Source organism: Paraglaciecola sp. MB-3u-78, from assembly GCF_002835935.1.
Classification (GTDB): domain Bacteria; phylum Pseudomonadota; class Gammaproteobacteria; order Enterobacterales; family Alteromonadaceae; genus Paraglaciecola.
On the sequence record NZ_PJCF01000003.1, the window covers coordinates 349,829 to 369,659 of the forward strand.

11 protein-coding genes are annotated in these 19,831 nt (G+C 42.4%); 9 read left to right on the forward strand and 2 right to left on the reverse strand.

All coding sequences use genetic code 11. The features are described 5' to 3' along the window. Nucleotides 1–236 precede the first annotated feature (236 nt). From rplJ to CXF95_RS05575, 9 genes are all read left to right on the forward strand, one after another. Nucleotides 237–755 (forward strand): 50S ribosomal protein L10, encoded by a 519-nt coding sequence (rplJ, locus tag CXF95_RS05535; protein WP_101197757.1) that lies wholly within the window; start codon nt 237–239, stop codon nt 753–755. Between the two features lie 53 nt (nt 756–808). Next, entirely contained in the window at nt 809–1,180 is a 372-nt protein-coding gene (rplL, locus tag CXF95_RS05540; protein WP_101197758.1) for a 50S ribosomal protein L7/L12, read from the forward strand. A gap of 294 nt (nt 1,181–1,474) precedes the next feature. Next, nucleotides 1,475–5,503 carry a DNA-directed RNA polymerase subunit beta gene (rpoB, locus tag CXF95_RS05545; RefSeq protein ID WP_101197759.1) on the forward strand — a complete coding sequence of 1,343 codons (4,029 nt, stop codon included), beginning with the start codon at nt 1,475–1,477 and terminating at the stop codon, nt 5,501–5,503. Nucleotides 5,504–5,591: 88 nt separating this feature from the next. Then, complete coding sequence (rpoC, locus tag CXF95_RS05550; RefSeq protein ID WP_101197760.1) at nt 5,592–9,776, forward strand: DNA-directed RNA polymerase subunit beta'; 4,185 nt, start codon at nt 5,592–5,594, stop codon at nt 9,774–9,776. A 235-nt stretch (nt 9,777–10,011) separates the two neighbouring features. Next, nucleotides 10,012–10,386 carry a 30S ribosomal protein S12 gene (gene rpsL, locus CXF95_RS05555; RefSeq protein WP_101197761.1) on the forward strand — a complete coding sequence of 125 codons (375 nt, stop codon included), beginning with the start codon at nt 10,012–10,014 and terminating at the stop codon, nt 10,384–10,386. 79 nt (nt 10,387–10,465) lie between these two features. Continuing rightward, nucleotides 10,466–10,936, forward strand: coding sequence for a 30S ribosomal protein S7 (rpsG, locus tag CXF95_RS05560; RefSeq protein WP_101197762.1), 471 nt, complete (start codon nt 10,466–10,468; stop codon nt 10,934–10,936). A gap of 12 nt (nt 10,937–10,948) precedes the next feature. After that, nucleotides 10,949–13,051, forward strand: a complete 2,103-nt coding sequence (gene fusA, locus CXF95_RS05565; protein WP_101197763.1) for an elongation factor G — start codon at nt 10,949–10,951, stop codon at nt 13,049–13,051. A gap of 67 nt (nt 13,052–13,118) precedes the next feature. After that, nucleotides 13,119–14,300 carry an elongation factor Tu gene (gene tuf, locus CXF95_RS05570; protein WP_101197764.1) on the forward strand — a complete coding sequence of 394 codons (1,182 nt, stop codon included), beginning with the start codon at nt 13,119–13,121 and terminating at the stop codon, nt 14,298–14,300. 460 nt (nt 14,301–14,760) lie between these two features. Then, nucleotides 14,761–15,486 (forward strand): ABC transporter substrate-binding protein, encoded by a 726-nt coding sequence (locus CXF95_RS05575; protein ID WP_232787660.1) that lies wholly within the window; start codon nt 14,761–14,763, stop codon nt 15,484–15,486. Between the two features lie 175 nt (nt 15,487–15,661). Here the strand turns inward: CXF95_RS05575 and CXF95_RS05580 are convergent, their stop codons facing one another. Together CXF95_RS05580 and ppc are read right to left on the reverse strand one after the other, a co-directional pair. Beyond that, nucleotides 15,662–16,606 carry a family 16 glycosylhydrolase gene (locus tag CXF95_RS05580; protein WP_232787661.1) on the reverse strand — a complete coding sequence of 315 codons (945 nt, stop codon included), beginning with the start codon at nt 16,604–16,606 and terminating at the stop codon, nt 15,662–15,664. A 421-nt stretch (nt 16,607–17,027) separates the two neighbouring features. After that, nucleotides 17,028–19,649 carry a phosphoenolpyruvate carboxylase gene (ppc, locus tag CXF95_RS05585; protein WP_101197766.1) on the reverse strand — a complete coding sequence of 874 codons (2,622 nt, stop codon included), beginning with the start codon at nt 19,647–19,649 and terminating at the stop codon, nt 17,028–17,030. Between the last annotated feature and the right edge of the window lie 182 nt (nt 19,650–19,831).

A 19,831-nucleotide genomic window follows, 5' to 3' on the forward strand; every position in this document is an offset into this window, starting at 1 on the left:
ATGAAGTAAGAGAGCATTCGCCTAGATAGTGATTTTATAGTCACATGTCGCAAACAACTTACTTAAACCGCAAGCCTGCGCAGACGGTGGTTTCGACTCAGACTCTCTGGGATTAACGAACACCGTAGAGCGGTGGATTTATTCAGGTTTAAACTTGAGTAATGATATCAATCTGTGAATCCTGAAACGGATATTTCAAAAAGAAATGATGTTTCAGACTTTAAGAGGTGAACTCAGTGGCATTAGGCTTAGCAGCAAAAAAAGAGATCGTAACAGAGATAAACGATGTTGCGTCTCGAGCTCTATCTGTTGCCGTCGCTGAATACCGTGGCATGGAAGTAGCAGAATTAACTGACCTTCGTGTTAAAGCCCGTGAACAAGGTGTTTACTTACGAGTAGTTCGTAACACACTGGCAAAACTCGCTTTAGCTGATAGTAAGTTTTCTGATATGAACAGTGCTTTAACTGGTCCGTTAATCTATGGTTTTTCCATAGATGCACCTGGTAGTGCTGCACGTCTTTTCAAAGACTATGCAAAAACTAACAGTAAGTTAAACGTAACTGCACTTTCTATTGGTAGTGGTTTATTGGGTCCAGAAAAACTGGATGCAGTAGCGTCACTTCCTACCCGCGACGAAGCGTTGTCAAGATTACTTGCTACCTTCAAAGCACCTGTCGAGAAATTCGTTCGTACTATCAACGAAGTTCCAGGCAAATTTGTGCGTGTATTAGCGGCGATCAAAGACGAAAAATAATTTTCGACTTTGGCATTATAAATTTTTAACATTAAACCCAGGAGTTTAGAGAAATGGCTCTAACTAAAGATGACATATTAAACGCTATTGCTGAAATGCCAGTAATGGAACTTGTGGAACTTATTGAAGCGGCTGAAGAAAAATTCAACGTTTCTGCTGCAGCAGCTGTTGCTGTTGCTGGCCCTGCAGCAGCTGCTGAAGCTGTTGAAGAGCAGACTGAATTTGATGTTGTTATGACATCTTTTGGTCCAAATAAAGTTTCAGTAATCAAAGCTGTACGTACTGCTACAGGTCTTGGATTGAAAGAAGCTAAAACATTAGTTGAAGCTGCTCCAACACCTGTGAAAGAAGGTATTTCTAAAGCAGATGCTGATGAACTTAAGAAGACGCTTGAAGAAGCTGGCGCTGAAGTTGAGCTTAAATAATAATCTGTCTAAACACAGATTGTTAGCCTGAAATGGCATAGGCTGGTGACTTTTTAGTCACCAGCCTTTTTGCGCTGTAGGATTTACTATTTTCATCCTTTGATATTAGTCCTAGTAAAGAAGCGCAAATTGTAGGTAAAACTAAATAAAACCAATAAGTTAAGTAAGCCTCTTAATGACTTTGGTAAACGTTTTTCTGCAACCTTAAAGGATAGCGGAAGTTTGTTTAACTTTATGTCTTTATCGACATCTGGTTAAGCAGGTTGGGTCAAAAATCGGCAGGCTGAGGAACCCATGGTTTACTCTTATAGCGAAAAGAAACGTATCCGTAAGGATTTTGGCAAACGTCCACAGGTATTGGAAATACCGTATCTACTTTCAATCCAATTAGATTCTTTTAAGAAGTTTATTGACCTTGATGTAGATGGTCAACATGGACTGGAAGCAGCATTTCGATCAGTTTTCCCAATAAAGAGTTACTCCGGTAACGCTGAGTTGCAGTATGTAAGTTACCGTTTAGGTGCCCCAGTATTTGATGTGAAAGAATGTCAAATTCGTGGTGTTACATTTTCTGCACCACTACGTGTGAAATTGCGTTTAGTGTTGTTTGATAGAGAAGCAGCTCCGGGCACAGTAAAAGACATTAAAGAGCAAGAAGTCTACATGGGTGAAATTCCACTCATGACTGATAACGGTACATTCGTTATCAATGGTACTGAACGTGTCATAGTGTCGCAATTGCACCGTTCACCAGGCGTGTTCTTCGATCACGACAAAGGGAAAACTCACTCATCAGGTAAAGTGTTATATAACGCCCGCGTTATTCCTTACCGTGGTTCGTGGTTAGACTTTGAATTTGACCCTAAAGATAATTTATTTGTACGTATAGATAGACGCCGTAAGTTGCCGGCAACTATTATGTTACGTGCATTAGAAATGCCTACCGAAGAGATTCTTGAGTTGTTCTTTGAAACAAACCAAGTACGTATCGATGGTGAAAAATACTTGTCAGATATCGTGCCAGATCGTCTTCGTGGCGAAACTGCACAATTCGATATTCTAGATAATAAAGGCAAAGTGGTCGTTGAAACGGGTCGTCGTATTTCGGCACGTCATACTCGAGCACTAGAAAAAGCTAAAATAACCGAGCTTGAAGTACCTGCTGAATATTTAGTAGGTCGTGTATTTGCCCGTGACTACATTAATAAAGAAACAGGTGAAGTCATTGTTAGTGCAAATGACCTGTTAACTTTAGAAAACATTGCTGAGATGACTGAAGCAGGTATCAAAGCATTTGATACGCTTTACATCAACGAGCTTGACCATGGTGCTTATATTTCAGATACCTTACGTATCGATGGTTCAACTAATAAGCTTGAAGCTTTAGTTGAAATCTATCGCATGATGCGTCCTGGCGAGCCACCGACTAAAGACGCGGCTGAGACTTTATTTAATAACTTGTTCTTCTCAGAAGATCGTTATGACTTATCTGCTGTTGGACGTATGAAGTTCAATCGCCGTTTAGGTCGTGACATATCTACTGGTAAAGGCGTGTTAGATAAAGCTGATATCGTAGCTGTAATGAAACAGCTTATCACTATCCGTGATGGTAAAGACGAAGTTGATGATATTGACCACTTGGGTAACAGACGTATTCGTTCTGTTGGCGAAATGGCTGAAAATCAATTCCGTGTTGGTCTAGTTCGTGTAGAACGTGCCGTTAAAGAGCGTTTGAGCTTGGGTGATCTCGATGCAATCATGCCTCAAGATTTGATCAATGCCAAACCTATCTCGGCTGCAGTTAAAGAGTTCTTCGGTTCAAGCCAATTGTCGCAGTTTATGGATCAGAACAATCCATTGTCTGAAGTGACACACAAACGTCGTATTTCTGCCTTAGGTCCAGGTGGTTTGACTCGTGAACGTGCTGGTTTTGAAGTTCGTGATGTACATCCGACTCACTATGGTCGTGTTTGTCCAATCGAGACACCTGAAGGTCCAAACATTGGTTTGATCAACTCCCTTGCAAGTTATGCCCGAACTAACGATTACGGTTTCTTAGAAACCCCATATCGTAAAATAACTGACGGTGTTGTGACTGACGAAATTGACTATTTATCAGCGATTGAAGAAGGTCAATATGCGATTGCACAAGCAAACGTTGTACTTGATAAAAAAGGTAAGTTGACTGAAGACTTGATCCCTTGTCGTTTCCGTGGTGAAACCACGTTAATGCCTGTGTCTGATATCACTTATATGGATGTGTCACCGCAACAAATTGTATCTGTTGCTGCGAGCATTATCCCGTTCCTAGAGCATGATGATGCTAACCGAGCACTAATGGGTGCCAACATGCAACGTCAAGCTGTTCCTACTTTAATTGCTGAGAAGCCGTTAGTTGGAACAGGTATGGAAAAAATTGTAGCTGTTGATTCAGGTGTAACTATCATCGCTAAACGTGGTGGTTCAGTTTCTTTCGTTGATGCCAGCCGCATTGTTGTTAAGGTTAATGAAGCTGAAATGACTGCTGGTGAAGCAGGAATTGATATCTACAACCTAACCAAATATACCCGTTCTAACCAGAACACTTGTATCAACCAAAGGCCCACTTGTAATGTTGGCGAACCGGTTGTTGCAGGGGATGTATTGGCCGATGGTCCGTCTACCGATATGGGTGAATTGGCACTAGGCCAAAATATGCGTATCGCATTCATGCCTTGGAATGGTTACAACTTCGAAGATTCAATTTTGATTTCTGAACGTGTAGCGATGGAAGACAGATTTACTTCTATCCACATTCAAGAATTAAGCTGTATTGCTCGTGATACTAAGCTTGGTCCAGAAGAAATTAGTGCTGACATCCCAAATGTTGGTGAGTCTGCGCTAGGTAAACTGGATGAGTCTGGTGTGGTGTATATCGGTGCTGAAGTGAAAGGCGGTGATATTCTAGTAGGTAAAGTAACACCTAAAGGTGAAACTCAGCTGACCCCAGAAGAGAAACTTTTACGAGCTATTTTCGGTGAGAAAGCATCTGACGTTAAAGATACTTCGTTACGTGTGCCTAACAGCGTACATGGAACCGTTATCGACGTTCAGGTCTTTACTCGTGATGGTGTTGAGAAAGACAAACGCGCTCGCGAAATTGAAGATATGCAATTACGTGAAGTGAAAAAAGACTTATCTGACGAATTCAATATTTTAGCTGACGGCATCTTTGCTCGTGCAGGTAACTTGTTGCTTAAGTTTGGTGTTGATCAGGCGAGACTTGACAGCATGCCACGTGATAAGTGGTTTGACTTAACCCTTGACGATGAAGATGCGCAATCTGAGCTTGATCAAATTGCTGATCAGCACGTTGAAATCAAAGCTGACTTTGATACTAAGTTTGAAATTAAACGTCGTAAGATCACCCAAGGTGATGATTTAGCACCTGGTGTGCTTAAAATTGTTAAGGTTTACCTTGCAGTTAAACGTCATATTCAACCTGGTGATAAAATGGCCGGTCGTCATGGTAACAAAGGTGTTATATCGACTATCAAACCTGTTGAAGATATGCCCTATGATGATTACGGTACGCCGGTTGATATCGTACTGAACCCTTTGGGCGTACCTTCGCGTATGAACATCGGTCAGGTACTTGAAACTCACTTAGGTATGGCTGCTAGCGGTATCGGTGTTAAAATCGACCGTATGCTTAAAGAACATGAAGAGATGGCCAAGTTGCGTAGCTTCTTACAAGAAGTTTACAGCGCGGGTAAATCTCATCAGTCAGTCGATTTGAGTACCTTCAGCGACGATGAAGTAACACGCTTAGCCGGTAACCTTCGTAAAGGTGTACCCATGGGAACGCCTGTTTTCGATGGTGCAACTGAAGCTGAAATCAAGCATATGTTAACGTTGGCAGATATCCCGGAAAGTGGACAAATTACTTTGTTCGACGGTCGAACTGGTCGCGCATTTGAGCGCCCTGTGACTGTGGGTTATATGTACATGTTGAAACTGAACCATTTGGTAGACGATAAAATGCATGCTCGTTCTACTGGTTCATACAGCTTGGTTACGCAGCAACCGCTAGGCGGTAAAGCGCAGTTCGGTGGTCAACGTTTCGGTGAGATGGAAGTATGGGCACTTGAAGCTTATGGTGCCGCCTACACCTTGCAAGAAATGTTAACCGTTAAGTCTGATGACGTGAATGGCCGTACCAAAATGTATAAAAACATTGTGGATGGTGATCATCGTATGGAACCTGGGATGCCGGAATCCTTCAACGTACTGTTGAAAGAAATTCGTTCGCTAGGTATCAACATCGAACTAGAAGAGCGATAAGCTTCTTTTTGAGCTTTTAGATAGGATGGTGTAGCACTTGTCAGTGCAAGTGTTACACCTTTGCAATTGACTCCGCTGGGAGAGAAATGTGAAAGATTTATTAAAGTTTCTTAAGCAACAACATAAGTCCGAAGAGTTCGATAATATTCGAATCGGTCTTGCATCACCGGATATGATCCGTTCATGGTCGTTTGGTGAAGTTAAGAAGCCAGAAACAATTAACTACCGTACTTTTAAACCAGAACGTGACGGTTTGTTCTGTGCACGTATTTTTGGTCCTGTAAAAGATTACGAATGTTTGTGTGGTAAATATAAGCGTCTTAAACACCGCGGTGTAATATGTGAAAAATGTGGGGTAGAAGTTACCTTAACTAAAGTACGTCGAGAGCGTATGGGTCACATTGATCTGGCAAGTCCAGTTGCACATATTTGGTTCTTAAAATCATTACCGTCCCGTATTGGTTTAATGTTAGATATGACCTTGCGTGATATTGAACGTGTACTTTATTTTGAATCATACGTGGTATCAGAGCCAGGTATGACTACGCTTGAGCGCAGCAAACTTCTAACTGAAGAAGAATATTTGGATGCACTGGAAGAGCACGGTGACGAGTTTGAAGCAAAAATGGGTGCTGAAGCAGTTTATGAATTGCTTAAAGCACTAGATGTTGATGCTGATGTTATCTCTATGCGTGAAGAGTTACCTTCAATTAACTCTGAAACCAAGCGTAAGAAAATCACTAAACGTTTGAAATTACTAGAATCTTTCCAATTATCAGGTAACAAACCTGAGTGGATGATTTTAACCATTCTACCTGTGTTACCACCCGACTTACGTCCTTTGGTTCCACTAGACGGTGGACGTTTTGCTACGTCTGATTTGAACGATTTATATCGTCGAGTTATTAACCGTAACAACCGTTTGAAGCGTCTTCTAGACCTTGCTGCACCAGACATTATTGTACGTAACGAAAAACGTATGTTGCAAGAAGCAGTGGATGCCTTGCTAGATAATGGACGTCGTGGTCGTGCTATAACAGGTTCTAATAAACGTCCTCTTAAATCTTTGGCAGATATGATCAAAGGTAAGCAAGGTCGTTTCCGTCAGAACTTACTAGGTAAACGAGTCGATTATTCAGGTCGTTCGGTTATTGTTGTTGGTCCTACTTTACGTTTGCACCAATGTGGTTTACCTAAAAAAATGGCACTTGAATTATTCAAACCATTTATTTATGGAAAACTAGAAGCCCGTGGATTAGCCACTACCATTAAAGCGGCTAAGAAATTAGTAGAGCGTGAAGATCCAGAAGTATGGGATGTATTAGACGAAGTGATTCGTGAACACCCAGTGTTACTTAACCGTGCACCCACACTTCACAGATTGGGTATCCAAGCATTTGAACCTATCCTAATCGAAGGTAAAGCTATTCAGTTACACCCATTAGTGTGTGCTGCATACAACGCCGATTTCGATGGTGACCAAATGGCGGTTCACATCCCGTTGACGATTGAAGCACAGCTTGAATCTCGCGCATTGATGATGTCTACCAACAACATTCTTTCACCAGCCAATGGTGAGCCAATTATCGTTCCTTCACAGGATGTGGTAATGGGCTTGTACTATATGACGCGTGACCGCGTTAATGGTAAAGGTGAAGGCATGATGTTCACCAGTCCACACGAAGCTGAAAAAGCATATCGTACTGACACAGCAGAATTACATGCTCGCGTTAAAGTACGTATGACAGAATACGATACGGATGCTGAAGGCAATAAAGTTGAAAAAGTCACACTGACAGATACTACTGTTGGACGTGCGATTTTCTCATTGGCCTTGCCAAAAGGAATCCCTTTCGAAATCATCAACAAAGCTATGGGCAAGAAGCAAATTTCTAAGTTATTGAATGCTTGTTACCGTACCCTAGGTTTGAAAGACACAGTTATTGCAGCTGACCAAATCATGTACACAGGTTTTCACTACGCGATGATTGCCGGTGCATCTGTAGGTATAGATGACATGGTTATTCCTGATGCTAAGAAAGATATCATCGAAGATGCAGAAGCTGAAGTGCGTGAAATTCAGGAGCAATTCCAATCTGGTCTTGTCACCGCGGGTGAGCGTTACAACAAAGTTATCGATATCTGGTCGAACGCCAACGAAAAAGTGGCCAAAGCCATGATGGATAACTTGTCGGTTGAGACAGTTAAAAATCGTGATGGTGAAATGGAAGAACAAATCTCTTTCAACTCAGTATTTATGATGGCCGATTCCGGTGCTCGGGGTAGCCCCGCGCAAATCCGTCAGTTAGCTGGTATGCGTGGTCTGATGGCGAAACCGGATGGTTCTATAATCGAAACACCTATTACCGCTAACTTCCGTGAAGGTTTGAACGTACTTCAGTACTTCATCTCTACTCACGGAGCACGTAAAGGTTTGGCCGATACGGCGCTTAAGACTGCTAACTCGGGTTACCTAACACGACGTTTGGTTGATGTTGCGCAGGATTTGATTATCAACAACGATGACTGTGGCACTTTCGAAGGTGTTAAAATGACGCCTCTTATCGAAGGTGGCGATGTTGTTGAACCACTTCGCGAACGTGTACTAGGTCGTACTGTTGCTGAAGACGTTATGAAACCTGGTACTAAGGAAGTGTTAGTAGAGCGTAATGTTCTGCTAGACGAAGCCTTAGTAGACTTACTTGAGGTCAACTCCATTGACCAAATTCAAGTACGTTCTGTTATTACCTGTGAAAACGACTTTGGTGTTTGTGCTAGATGTTATGGCCGTGATTTGGCTCGTGGGCATATGGTTGGCCATGGTGAAGCTGTCGGTGTTATCGCCGCTCAGTCAATCGGTGAACCAGGCACACAGCTTACGATGCGTACCTTCCACATTGGTGGGGCGGCATCAAGAGCATCTGCGGAAAACAATGTACAAGTGAAAACTACTGGTACCTTGAAACTGCATAACGCTAAGTATGTGCGTAACAGTGACGACAAAGTAGTGATTGTTTCTCGTTCAACTGAAATCACCATTATCGATGATCAAGGTCGTGAGAAAGAGCGTTATAAAGTGCCTTACGGTGCAATTTTAACATTAGATGATAATGCTAAAGTTACCTCTGGTGAAGTGGTTGCTAACTGGGACCCGCATTCTCACCCAATTGTGACTGAACGTGCTGCGAAAATTAGCTACTCTGATGTTGATGATAGTAACACTGAGATGCAGCAAGATGACTTAACTGGTCTGACTCGTATTGTGGTTAACGACTTATCTAAAGCGAATGCGAAAGAGCCTAAGCTTATCCTTGAAAGTGAAGAATTTGGTTTACAAGAAATTCGTCTACCAAGCTTTACTTCCATTGAAGCAACCGATGGTATGGAAGCTAAGCCAGGTGATGTACTTGCGCGTATTCCACAAGAAAGCTCGAAGACTCGTGATATTACCGGTGGTCTTCCACGGGTTGCTGACTTGTTCGAAGCCCGTAAGCCTAAAGAGCCAGCCATCCTAGCTGAAGTATCAGGTATGATTGGTTTTGGTAAAGAGACTAAAGGTAAGAAACGTCTAACTATTACGCCTAAAGGCGGCGATCATTACGAAGAGATGATCCCTAAATGGCGTAACCTCAACGTGTTTGAAGGTGAAAACGTTGAGAAAGGTGAAGTCATCGCAGATGGTGCTGAGTCTCCCCATGACATTCTTAGATTGCGTGGTATCAGTGCTGTTTCCAACTATATCGTTAATGAAGTACAAGAAGTTTACCGCCTGCAAGGGGTAAAAATTAATGATAAGCACATCGAAGTGGTTATTCGTCAGATGTTGCGTAAGTGTTTGATCACTTATTCAGGTGACAGTAAGTTCTTAGAAGGTGAGCAAGTTGAAGTGTCTAACGTGAAAATCGCTAACCGTGAGTTGGAAAGACAGGGCAAAATCCCAGCCGAGTACCAAACTGTGTTATTAGGTATCACTAAAGCGTCGTTGTCTACTGAGTCATTTATCTCAGCGGCATCTTTCCAAGAAACGACTCGTGTTCTTACTGAAGCAGCAGTGCAAGGTAAAGAAGATGAGTTACGTGGCTTGAAAGAAAACGTTATTGTTGGACGTTTGATACCAGCCGGTACCGGCTTCACGCATCACCAAAAACGTACTGCTAGAAAACTAGCAGAACTTCAGGAACGGGAAGAACCTTCTGTTTCTGCATCTGAAGCAGAATTAGCACTCACCGAAGCGCTTAATGCTGAAGTCAGTGAAACTCCTGCTGACGAATAAAAATAAGATCGCAAAGTGATCTGGATTTTTAGGATTGCTGACTAAAGCATTATGCCAAGCCATATTTAATGCAGTTTAGCAGCAGTCTTACTTGACAGTTCACCCATTGATCATTAGACTTCCGCGACCCGAAATTCGATGACTTAATCGTCAATGAAATAGGGCTCGCGGATTTTTCGCGTTTTACGCCCTCAAAAAAGGGCAATCAGTCGTAATTTTAACCAGGAGCTAGTTAATGGCAACAGTTAACCAGTTAGTGCGCAAGCCACGCAAACAACCTGCGACGAAGAGCAACGTCGCCGCTTTGCAAGCCTGTCCACAACGCCGTGGAGTATGTACTCGTGTATATACCACCACACCAAAAAAGCCGAACTCTGCATTGCGTAAAGTATGTCGTGTTCGTTTGACCAACGGTTTTGAAGTGTCTTCATACATCGGTGGTGAAGGTCACAACTTACAAGAGCACAGTGTTGTTCTTATTCGTGGTGGTCGTGTTAAAGATTTACCAGGTGTTCGTTATCACACTGTTCGCGGTACATTAGATTGTTCTGGCGTGAGTGATCGAAGAGCTGGCCGTTCTAAATACGGTACAAAAAGGCCTAAGTCTTAACGGTTCTCCGTTAGTAAGGCCAAACTAAAGTATTAATTGAGTTTTGGGAATACCCTGAAAATTCTACGGAGAATTTGAAATGCCAAGAAGAAGAGTCGTAGGTCAACGTAAAATCCTACCCGATCCTAAGTTCGGATCAGAATTACTTGCAAAATTTATGAATGTCGTCATGTTAGACGGCAAAAAATCGACTGCTGAAAAAATCGTTTACGGTGCACTAGAAATTGTTGCTGCTAAAGCTGACAAAACGCACTTAGAAATATTTGAAAGCGCATTGGACAACATTCGCCCTACAGTCGAGGTTAAATCTCGTCGTGTTGGTGGTTCTACTTATCAAGTTCCAGTAGAAGTCCGTCCTGTTCGTCGAAATGCCCTAGGTATGCGTTGGTTAGTGGACGCTGCTCGTAAACGTGGTGAAAAATCAATGGCTCAACGCCTTGCAGCTGAAATGCTCGACGCTGCTGAAAACAAAGGTTCTGCGGTTAAGAAACGTGAAGACGTTCACCGTATGGCCGAAGCTAACAAAGCTTTCGCTCACTACCGTTGGTAATAAGAGAAAGTTATGACTCGTAAAACGCCCCTTGAGCGTTATCGGAATATTGGTATTGTCGCCCATGTGGACGCGGGTAAAACCACGACCACTGAGCGCGTTCTTTTCTATACTGGCTTGTCTCACAAGATCGGTGAAGTTCACGATGGCGCAGCCACAATGGACTGGATGGAACAAGAGCAAGAGCGCGGCATTACTATTACTTCGGCAGCGACGACCTGTTTTTGGTCGGGCATGGACAAACAATTCGAACAACATCGAATTAATATCATCGACACCCCTGGACATGTTGACTTCACTATTGAAGTAGAGCGTTCTCTGCGTGTGCTTGATGGTGCAGTCGTTGTGTTTTGTGGTACGTCAGGTGTAGAGCCTCAATCTGAAACAGTTTGGCGTCAAGCTGATAAATACCGCGTACCACGCATAGTATTTGTCAACAAAATGGACAGAACTGGAGCAGATTTTGAACGTGTTGTTAAACAAATAGAAACTCGTTTAGGTGCCAATTGTGTTCCTATTCATTTAAATATCGGTGCTGAAGAAACTTTTAAAGGTGTGGTTGACCTTATCAAGATGAAAGCCATTAATTGGAATGATTCTGATCTAGGCATGACCTTCACTTATGAAGAAGTCCCAGCTGATTTGATGGACAGAGCCCAAGAATTGCGCACTGAGCTCATTGAAGCAGCAGCGGAAGCGACCGATGAATTGATGAATAAATATTTGGAAGGCATTGACCTCACCGAAGATGAAATTAAATTTGGTTTACGTAAACGTACACTTGCGAATGAAATAGTACTCGCAACTTGTGGTTCTGCATTCAAAAACAAAGGTGTTCAGGCCGTTCTTGATGCAGTCATCGAGTATCTACCTGCACCTATTGATGTACCGGCGATAAAAGGTGTACTAAGCGACAAAGATGAGACAGAAGCAGAGCGTCCGGCAGATGATGCTGCACCCTTTGCTGCATTGGCATTTAAAATTGCCACTGACCCCTTTGTTGGTACGTTAACGTTCTTCCGTTGTTATTCTGGTGTTGTTAACACAGGCGACGCTTTTTACAACCCAGTGAAAGCTAAGCGTGAGCGATTTGGACGAATTGTGCAAATGCATGCCAAGGATAGAGAAGAACTTAAACAAGTACGTGCTGGTGATATTGCTGCCGCAATAGGTTTAAAAGATGTAACTACCGGTGACACATTGTGTGACCCTAACCACATCATTACACTAGAGCGTATGGAATTTCCTGAACCGGTTATTTCTATTGCAGTAGAACCACGCTCGCAACCAGACCAAGAAAAAATGGGTGTTGCCCTAGGTAAACTAGCGGCAGAAGATCCTTCTTTTAAGGTACGTACTGACGAAGAGTCTGGTCAAACTATTATATCGGGTATGGGTGAATTACATCTTGATATTATTGTTGACCGAATGAAACGTGAGTTCAATGTTGAGTGTAATGTTGGTAAACCTCAGGTTGCCTATCGTGAAACCATCCGCAAAAAAGTCGATGTTGAAGGTAAGTTTGTTCGTCAATCAGGCGGCAGAGGCCAGTTTGGTCACGTCTGGTTAACTATCGAACCTAATGAAGAAGGTGCTGGATACGAGTTTATTAACAAGATTGTAGGGGGCTCAGTTCCAAAAGAATTCATCCCTTCAGTTGATAAAGGTATCGAAGAACAGATGCAAAATGGTGTGGTAGCTGGATACCCGGTGCTTGATGTAAAAGTTACCTTGTTTGATGGTTCCTATCATGATGTTGACTCTTCAGAAATGGCGTTTAAAATCGCTGGGTCGATGGGGTTTAGGAAGGGGGCTGCTGAAGCAAATCCTGTTTTACTTGAACCAACAATGAAAGTCGAAATCACCACTCCAGAAGACTGGATGGGTGACGTAGTCGGCGACCTTAATAGGCGTCGGGGTATGATTGAAGGCATGGATGATGGTGTGGCAGGTATTAAAATAATACATGCTAAAGTACCGTTATCAGAAATGTTTGGCTACGCTACTGACTTGCGCAGTGCAACTCAAGGGCGAGCGTCATATTCAATGGAATTTTTTAAATACACAGAAGCGCCCAGTAATGTCACTAAAGCCATTACCAACGCGCGCACTTAAATTTTAATGAAGGTCTGATCCGGTACTCAAAATTGAGGTCGGATTTTTAACTTAGGAAACCAGTAAAATGGCAAAAGCAAAGTTTGAACGTACTAAACCGCATGTAAACGTCGGTACTATCGGTCACGTTGACCATGGTAAAACAACATTAACAGCCGCAATCACTACTGTATTAGCTAAAACTTATGGTGGCAATGCATCAGCATTCGATATGATCGATAACGCTCCTGAAGAGCGTGAGCGTGGTATCACTATTTCAACGTCTCACGTTGAATATGATACACCTGCACGTCACTATGCCCACGTAGATTGTCCTGGTCACGCCGATTATGTTAAAAACATGATCACTGGTGCTGCTCAAATGGATGGTGCTATTTTGGTAGTAGCTGCAACAGATGGTCCTATGCCACAAACACGTGAGCACATCTTGTTAGGTCGTCAGGTTGGCGTACCTTTCATGGTTGTATTCATGAACAAATGTGACATGGTTGACGATGAAGAATTACTAGAATTGGTAGAAATGGAAGTGCGTGAACTTCTATCTGAATACGAATTCCCAGGTGACGATTTACCGGTTATCCAAGGTTCAGCACTTAAAGCCCTTGAAGGCGACCCAGCTTGGGAAGCAAAAATCATTGAGCTAGCTGAAGCACTAGACACCTATATCCCACTTCCAGAGCGTGATATTGACAAGCCTTTCCTACTTCCAATTGAAGATGTTTTCTCAATTTCAGGTCGTGGAACTGTGGTAACAGGTCGTGTTGAGCGCGGTATCGTTAAGACAGGTGATGAAGTAGAAATCGTTGGTATCAGAGATACGACTAAGAGTGTTTGTACGGGCGTAGAAATGTTCCGTAAATTACTTGACGAAGGTCGTGCTGGTGAGAACGTTGGTGCCCTATTACGTGGTACTAAACGAGAAGACGTAGAGCGTGGTCAAGTATTGGCTAAGCCTGGTTCAATCAATCCACACACTAAGTTTGAAGCTGAAGTATACGTACTAAGTAAAGACGAAGGCGGCCGTCATACTCCATTTTTCAAAGGATACCGTCCACAGTTTTACTTCCGTACAACGGACGTAACAGGGGCTGTTGAGCTTCCTGAAGGCGTAGAAATGGTTATGCCTGGTGACAACTTGAAATTCGTAGTTGATCTAATTCACCCAATCGCGATGGACGAAGGTTTACGCTTCGCAATCCGTGAAGGTGGCCGTACTGTAGGTGCTGGTGTAGTGTCTAAAATTATATAAGTAACCCGTTTACTTATGCAAAAAAGGTCACCTCGGTGGCCTTTTTTATTGGCTGCAAAAAATATTTTAATAGTCTCAGTTTCAAAAAAGATAAACTGATGCCGAATAAACCTAATGTTCACCCATTTAAAATTCGTGGCGAACATATGAATCGCATTGAAACCTTTGTTGCCACGGCTTTTGCCGTGAATATGATGTTGATACTTTGATAGCCAGACTGAAGTTTATATGTGGCTAAGTGGTGCAGTTATAGCCCTAGTTTCCTTATTATCCGCTTTGTTTCCCTTGTTAACTTTAGTGGGGGTTTATAGGGGTAACCTAAGAAAGCGGCTAATTGGTACCATTGAACGATGATAAAACATGGCGTAAGAATTTAATGTTGGTAAAGTGTGTAGATAATTTAAACATCTAAGTGAAAAAATGAAGCCACATTTTCTTTTTATGTTCGTCATTCTATTGTTTGTGGCCCCTGTTAAAGCCAAAGAATTATCTGTGGGTTGGGAGTTGTGGTACCCCCTATCAATATCATAATACAGACCGTCAACTTGTCGGTTTAGATATTGATTCTTTTAACGCCATCATGTCGGAAGCAAAGTTAAGTTTTACCATAGCAGAGATACCTTGGAAGACGCACCTACTTTTTATTAACACGGGTAAAATGGATTTAGCTATGGGTGCATCCTGGTCCAAAGATCGAGAAAAATTTGCTTATTTTTCGCATCCTTATCGCAAAGAAACGGTGAAGCTGTTCGTTAAAAAGGGTAATGCCCAAAATATCCAATTACGCACTTTGTCCGATTTAGTGGGCAGTCAATATATATTGGGTGTGGAAAGTGGTTATTATTATGGTAAAGACTATGAAAAACTAATCAATACCCCAGACTTTAACGCCAACATAAGTGAAGTGATCGACCTTGAACAGAACGTGACCTTATTGATGAAAGGTTATTTAGATGGTTTTTTAGTCGACCCCAACACCATGAAATCTTTTATTCAAAAATATCAAATGGAAAATGAATTTGAGCCCCATCCTCTGGAGATATATAGCGCGGACATTTTTATTCTGTTGAGTAAACAATCCTCTGATGTTGAGACTTTAAATAAAATCAATAAGGCTATTGAAACTTTAACTGATAATGGCGAATTAAAAAGGATTAGTCGCAGTTGGGAGGCGTCTCGAAACTGAGTGGATATTGTAAAGTGGCCGTTAGTTAATGAACTGGCAATAATAGACTAAAATTGTATAGCCAACTGCTGTGGTGTCTTCCAATGTGAATCAGAAGTTAAGCTGTTTCACTACTCTTTACGCATCTAGTATCAATCATCTTCTCTTGGTCTTTATCTGTGTAAATAGTTAGGTTTTACCATTGTGTTAATGGCTCTGCGTCTAACTGATAAAATCGGATCCAGTCATATTTGGTATACATAGGGTAAACATTGCGTTTTTTGTTACCACCAAAATCATTTTGGATTTCATCCTTTGGTATCCAAAAATTAATCATTAATTGGCTGAGATTATCGGGGATAGGTGTTGGATAAACTTGTGGAGGTACGCAGTTTGGATCACAATCTAACGCATCCTGTTTAAGGGATTTTGTTAATACACCGTCGACATACCAGTTGATTTCTGCGGGCATCCATTCGATAGCGTAAACTCGCCACTCATCAACAGGTGCAATATTAATTTTATCTTCCCAAGCACCCCATTCTCGGGTCGCCCACCACTGCCAGGTATTTCTTCCATAAATTAAATTTGCTTGAAATTTGTCAGGTCTCCCCCCCTCCAACTCCACATCTATTTCTTCCCATTCACGGGGCTCTCCTTCATTGGTGTAGGTGAAAAAAGAAGATATATAACCCGATGCTACAGCTCTAGCAGGGGCTTTCATGCGGGTTTCGTAACGGCCATAGCGAATTTTTTTACTCTCTGTCGTTCTTAACTCTCCACAGGAGAACTCATAAGCGGATTTTTGCATCTGATGATCATTTGACCATCCTGGTGCTATTGGCTCTTGTTGAATAATTAAATGGAGTAGTCCATTGTCAACCTGTACCCCTTGAGGCTGGAAACGACAGGCAGCTTCACCGCCTACGGCCCCGTCACCTATTTCCCAAATCTGCGAATCGAAGACATCAAAACGTTCATCCAAAACCAGAGTGAAATCCAAGTAAATACCAGTATAACCTGCATAGGCTGTAGGTAAATTATCCAAACTATTGTGGCCTTGGTCTAAAGAACCTCGGATACAACTACTTAGTAACATCACAACGATAGCTAGATTTATTCTCTGTTTAATGGGTGTCACATTCGGCCTCATTGGGTATCTTGGGCATTCCAGCAGCCAGCATAGATAAAAGTAATATTAAAGAGTAAAGATTATAACTACCAATACAGTGTAAATAAAAGTGATTTTTCAATGACTTGTATTGTAAGAATCCCCAAACTTGTGCAATTAAAGGTTCAGATTCGATTATTGACCTAAGTCAGAAGCGTATTGAGACTGTGTGTCCATGCTCCGGCAGCAATAGCGTGGGCAGCAAAAGAGGCTGACTCTGAATTCACTTTGAGATGTCCATCTCATCATCCCGGATGTTGAACACCCATATTTGACTTCCGAGTTGGATTGCTAATCAGGCTGAAGCAATGCTCCGAAGAACTCCGCCTAACACTTGATGTCCATATACCATCTTGCCTTCCTTGGCGAGTATTATAATGGCCGAATATCTCTAACCTGTATTCCTCATTCCAACCGCTATGCCGGCAATCGTCACCATCATGGCGCGCTCTAGTGTTGCGTCGTGTTCATTATCATCAAGTTGCCTTATTCTTTTAAGCAGTTCGATTTGTAAGTAGTGCAATGGTTGCAGGTAACTTGCGCGGATATTCATTGAAGTTGTGCCTTTTGGATCGCTTTCCATGACTGTTTTTTGGTCAAGCAATTTGAGTAACAAATCTATGCTTTGTTGTAACTCAGCGCGTAATGCATCACCGAAGTGCCTGAGTTCTTGAGGTACCAGGCTTTGGTCGTATTCTTGACTGATTTTTGGGTCGGCCTTTGCGAAAACCATGTCTAACATAGATAACCTTGAATAGAAAAATGGCCAATTAGCTAACATGTCCTGAATGGTGTCTTCTTTGCCTGCGTCTAAAGAGCTTTGTACTGCCTTCATTACACCTAACCAAGAAGGTAAAACCATACGGGTTTGTGCCCATGCGAATATCCATGGGATAGCTCGCAAACTCTCAATGCCACCTGTGGGTTTACGTTTCGCGGGACGACTGCCCAATGGCAGTTTACCTAATTCTTGTTCTGGTGTGGCTACGCGGAAGTAAGGCACAAAGTTTTCGTCATGTCTGACGATTTGACGATAGTTATCACGCCCGTCCGCTGCCATTTTTATCATAGCCTCCCGCCATGCTTGTTTAGGAGCAGGTGGCGGTAAAATCAGCGCTTCTAATATTGCACTAGCATACATCGCTAAGCTACGCTGTGCCAAAATAGGCATCCCAAATTTATAACGTATGGTTTCGCCTTGTTCGGTGACTCTGAAACCGCCGCTTAACGAACCCGGAGGTTGCGACAGTATCGCTGCGTGAGCAGGTAAACCGCCACGGCCAATGGTGCCTCCTCGTCCATGAAATAAAGTGAGTCCAATGTCGTTTTCTTCGGCTAAGGCGACCAAGGCTTCTTGAGATTCATACTGTGCCCAACCTGCGGCCATAGCACCTGCATCTTTAGCTGAGTCTGAATATCCAATCATCACATATTGATGGCCTTGGATATAACCGCGGTACCAATCAATAGAAAACAGTTTTTTAGTGACACTCGCCGCTGCGTTTAAGTCGTCTAATGTCTCAAACAAAGGAGCCACTGGCATCGGCCAAGTTACACCCAGTTCCTTAAGTAATAAATTTACACTTAAAACGTCTGAGGGCAGGCTAGCCATAGAGATGATATAAATACCAAATCCGTCTTTGCTGTTTTGAGCAATCACTTTACAGGTGTCTAAAACTTCCTGTACATCTGCACTGGGCTGCCATGCTGGCGGAAACAATGGACGTTTTGAGCCTAACTCTTTAAGTAAAAAAGCTTGTTTGTCTTCTTCACTCCAATGGCCGTAATCACCTAAACCTAAATGACGGGTTAGTTCAGAAAATACATCCGCATGTCTTTCTGAGTCTTGGCGCACATCTAACTTAAGTAAATGCACCCCAAAACAGTGGATCCTGCGGATCGTGTTTTGCAGATGCCCTTTGGCGATAACAGACATACCACATGATTGTAATGAGTGATAACAAGTCATCAAAGGAACAAGTAATTGTTCTTTATCGTCAACCCAATCTGTCATATCTACAGGTACACCTTTGAGCTTTTCGATGATACCTTCTTGGGTTTTGACTAATTTATCTAAAAGAGGTCTTAACACCGCACGATAGGGTTCGAGTTCATCGCCTACTTGCTCTCTAAGAATTGCGTCGCAATCGCTCATGGATAATTCGGTCTGCAAAATATCAATGTCTTTTGCAAACAATTTGGCCGCGCGTTTGCGTGCTAACAGTAAAACTTGCTCTGTTACTTTTGACGTGACGAAGGGATTGCCGTCTCTATCGCCGCCCATCCATGAACCAAATTTCACAGGTGAGACATCTAAAGGGATAGCCAAACCAAATTTGTCTACGAAACGTTTATCTAATTCACGAATAAACTCAGGGACGGCTTCCCACAATGAGTTTTCAATGACTGAGAATCCCCAACGGGCTTCGTCAACAGGGGTAGGGCGAATAGTACGAATTTCTTCGGTGTGCCATGCTTGACTGATGAGTTCAGCAATACGAGTTTCAATTTTGTCTCGCTCTGATTCATTAATATCCGAGGTATGTTCTTTGCTCAGGCATTTAGCAAGCTCGCTATGCTTATGAATCAGTGTTCTACGTGTCACTTCTGTGGGGTGAGCGGTTAAGACCAGCTCAATATTAAGGTGCTCTAGAGCCTTTTCAAATGTGTCAGCTTTTATACCCGCTTCATCCAAATGACTAAACAAGGTATCGATAGGGTCGTTTTGATCGTTACTGCTGTTAAATTCCTGCTCAGCAATATTGGCCAAATTTAGAAATTGTGAGAAAGCTCTACCGACAGTCAGCAATTCATCATTTTTCAGTTCAGAAAAAAGTTGCTTTACACGTTGGGCACAGTCTTCATCTCCATGATGGGCTTTTCGTCCTTCTATTCTGACCATTTCAATTCGCGCTAACCATTGCTCGCCCAGCTGGTCACGGATGGTGTCGCCTAATACAGCGCCTAAATTTCGCACTGTGCCTATTAACTGAGAATCCAAAACCTGTGACATATACGCCTCTAAAACTGATTAAAACCTAAATATACGATACTTAGAAGTCAACTATTTGTCTAAGCATATAAGACGTTTATTCATTCCCAAATGTGTTTTTTGTGACGTTTATCTATATACTAGCCCGCTTTTACAGCGATAGTGCCAAAATCTCTTTTATGAGAAAAGAGGCACGCAAAGTT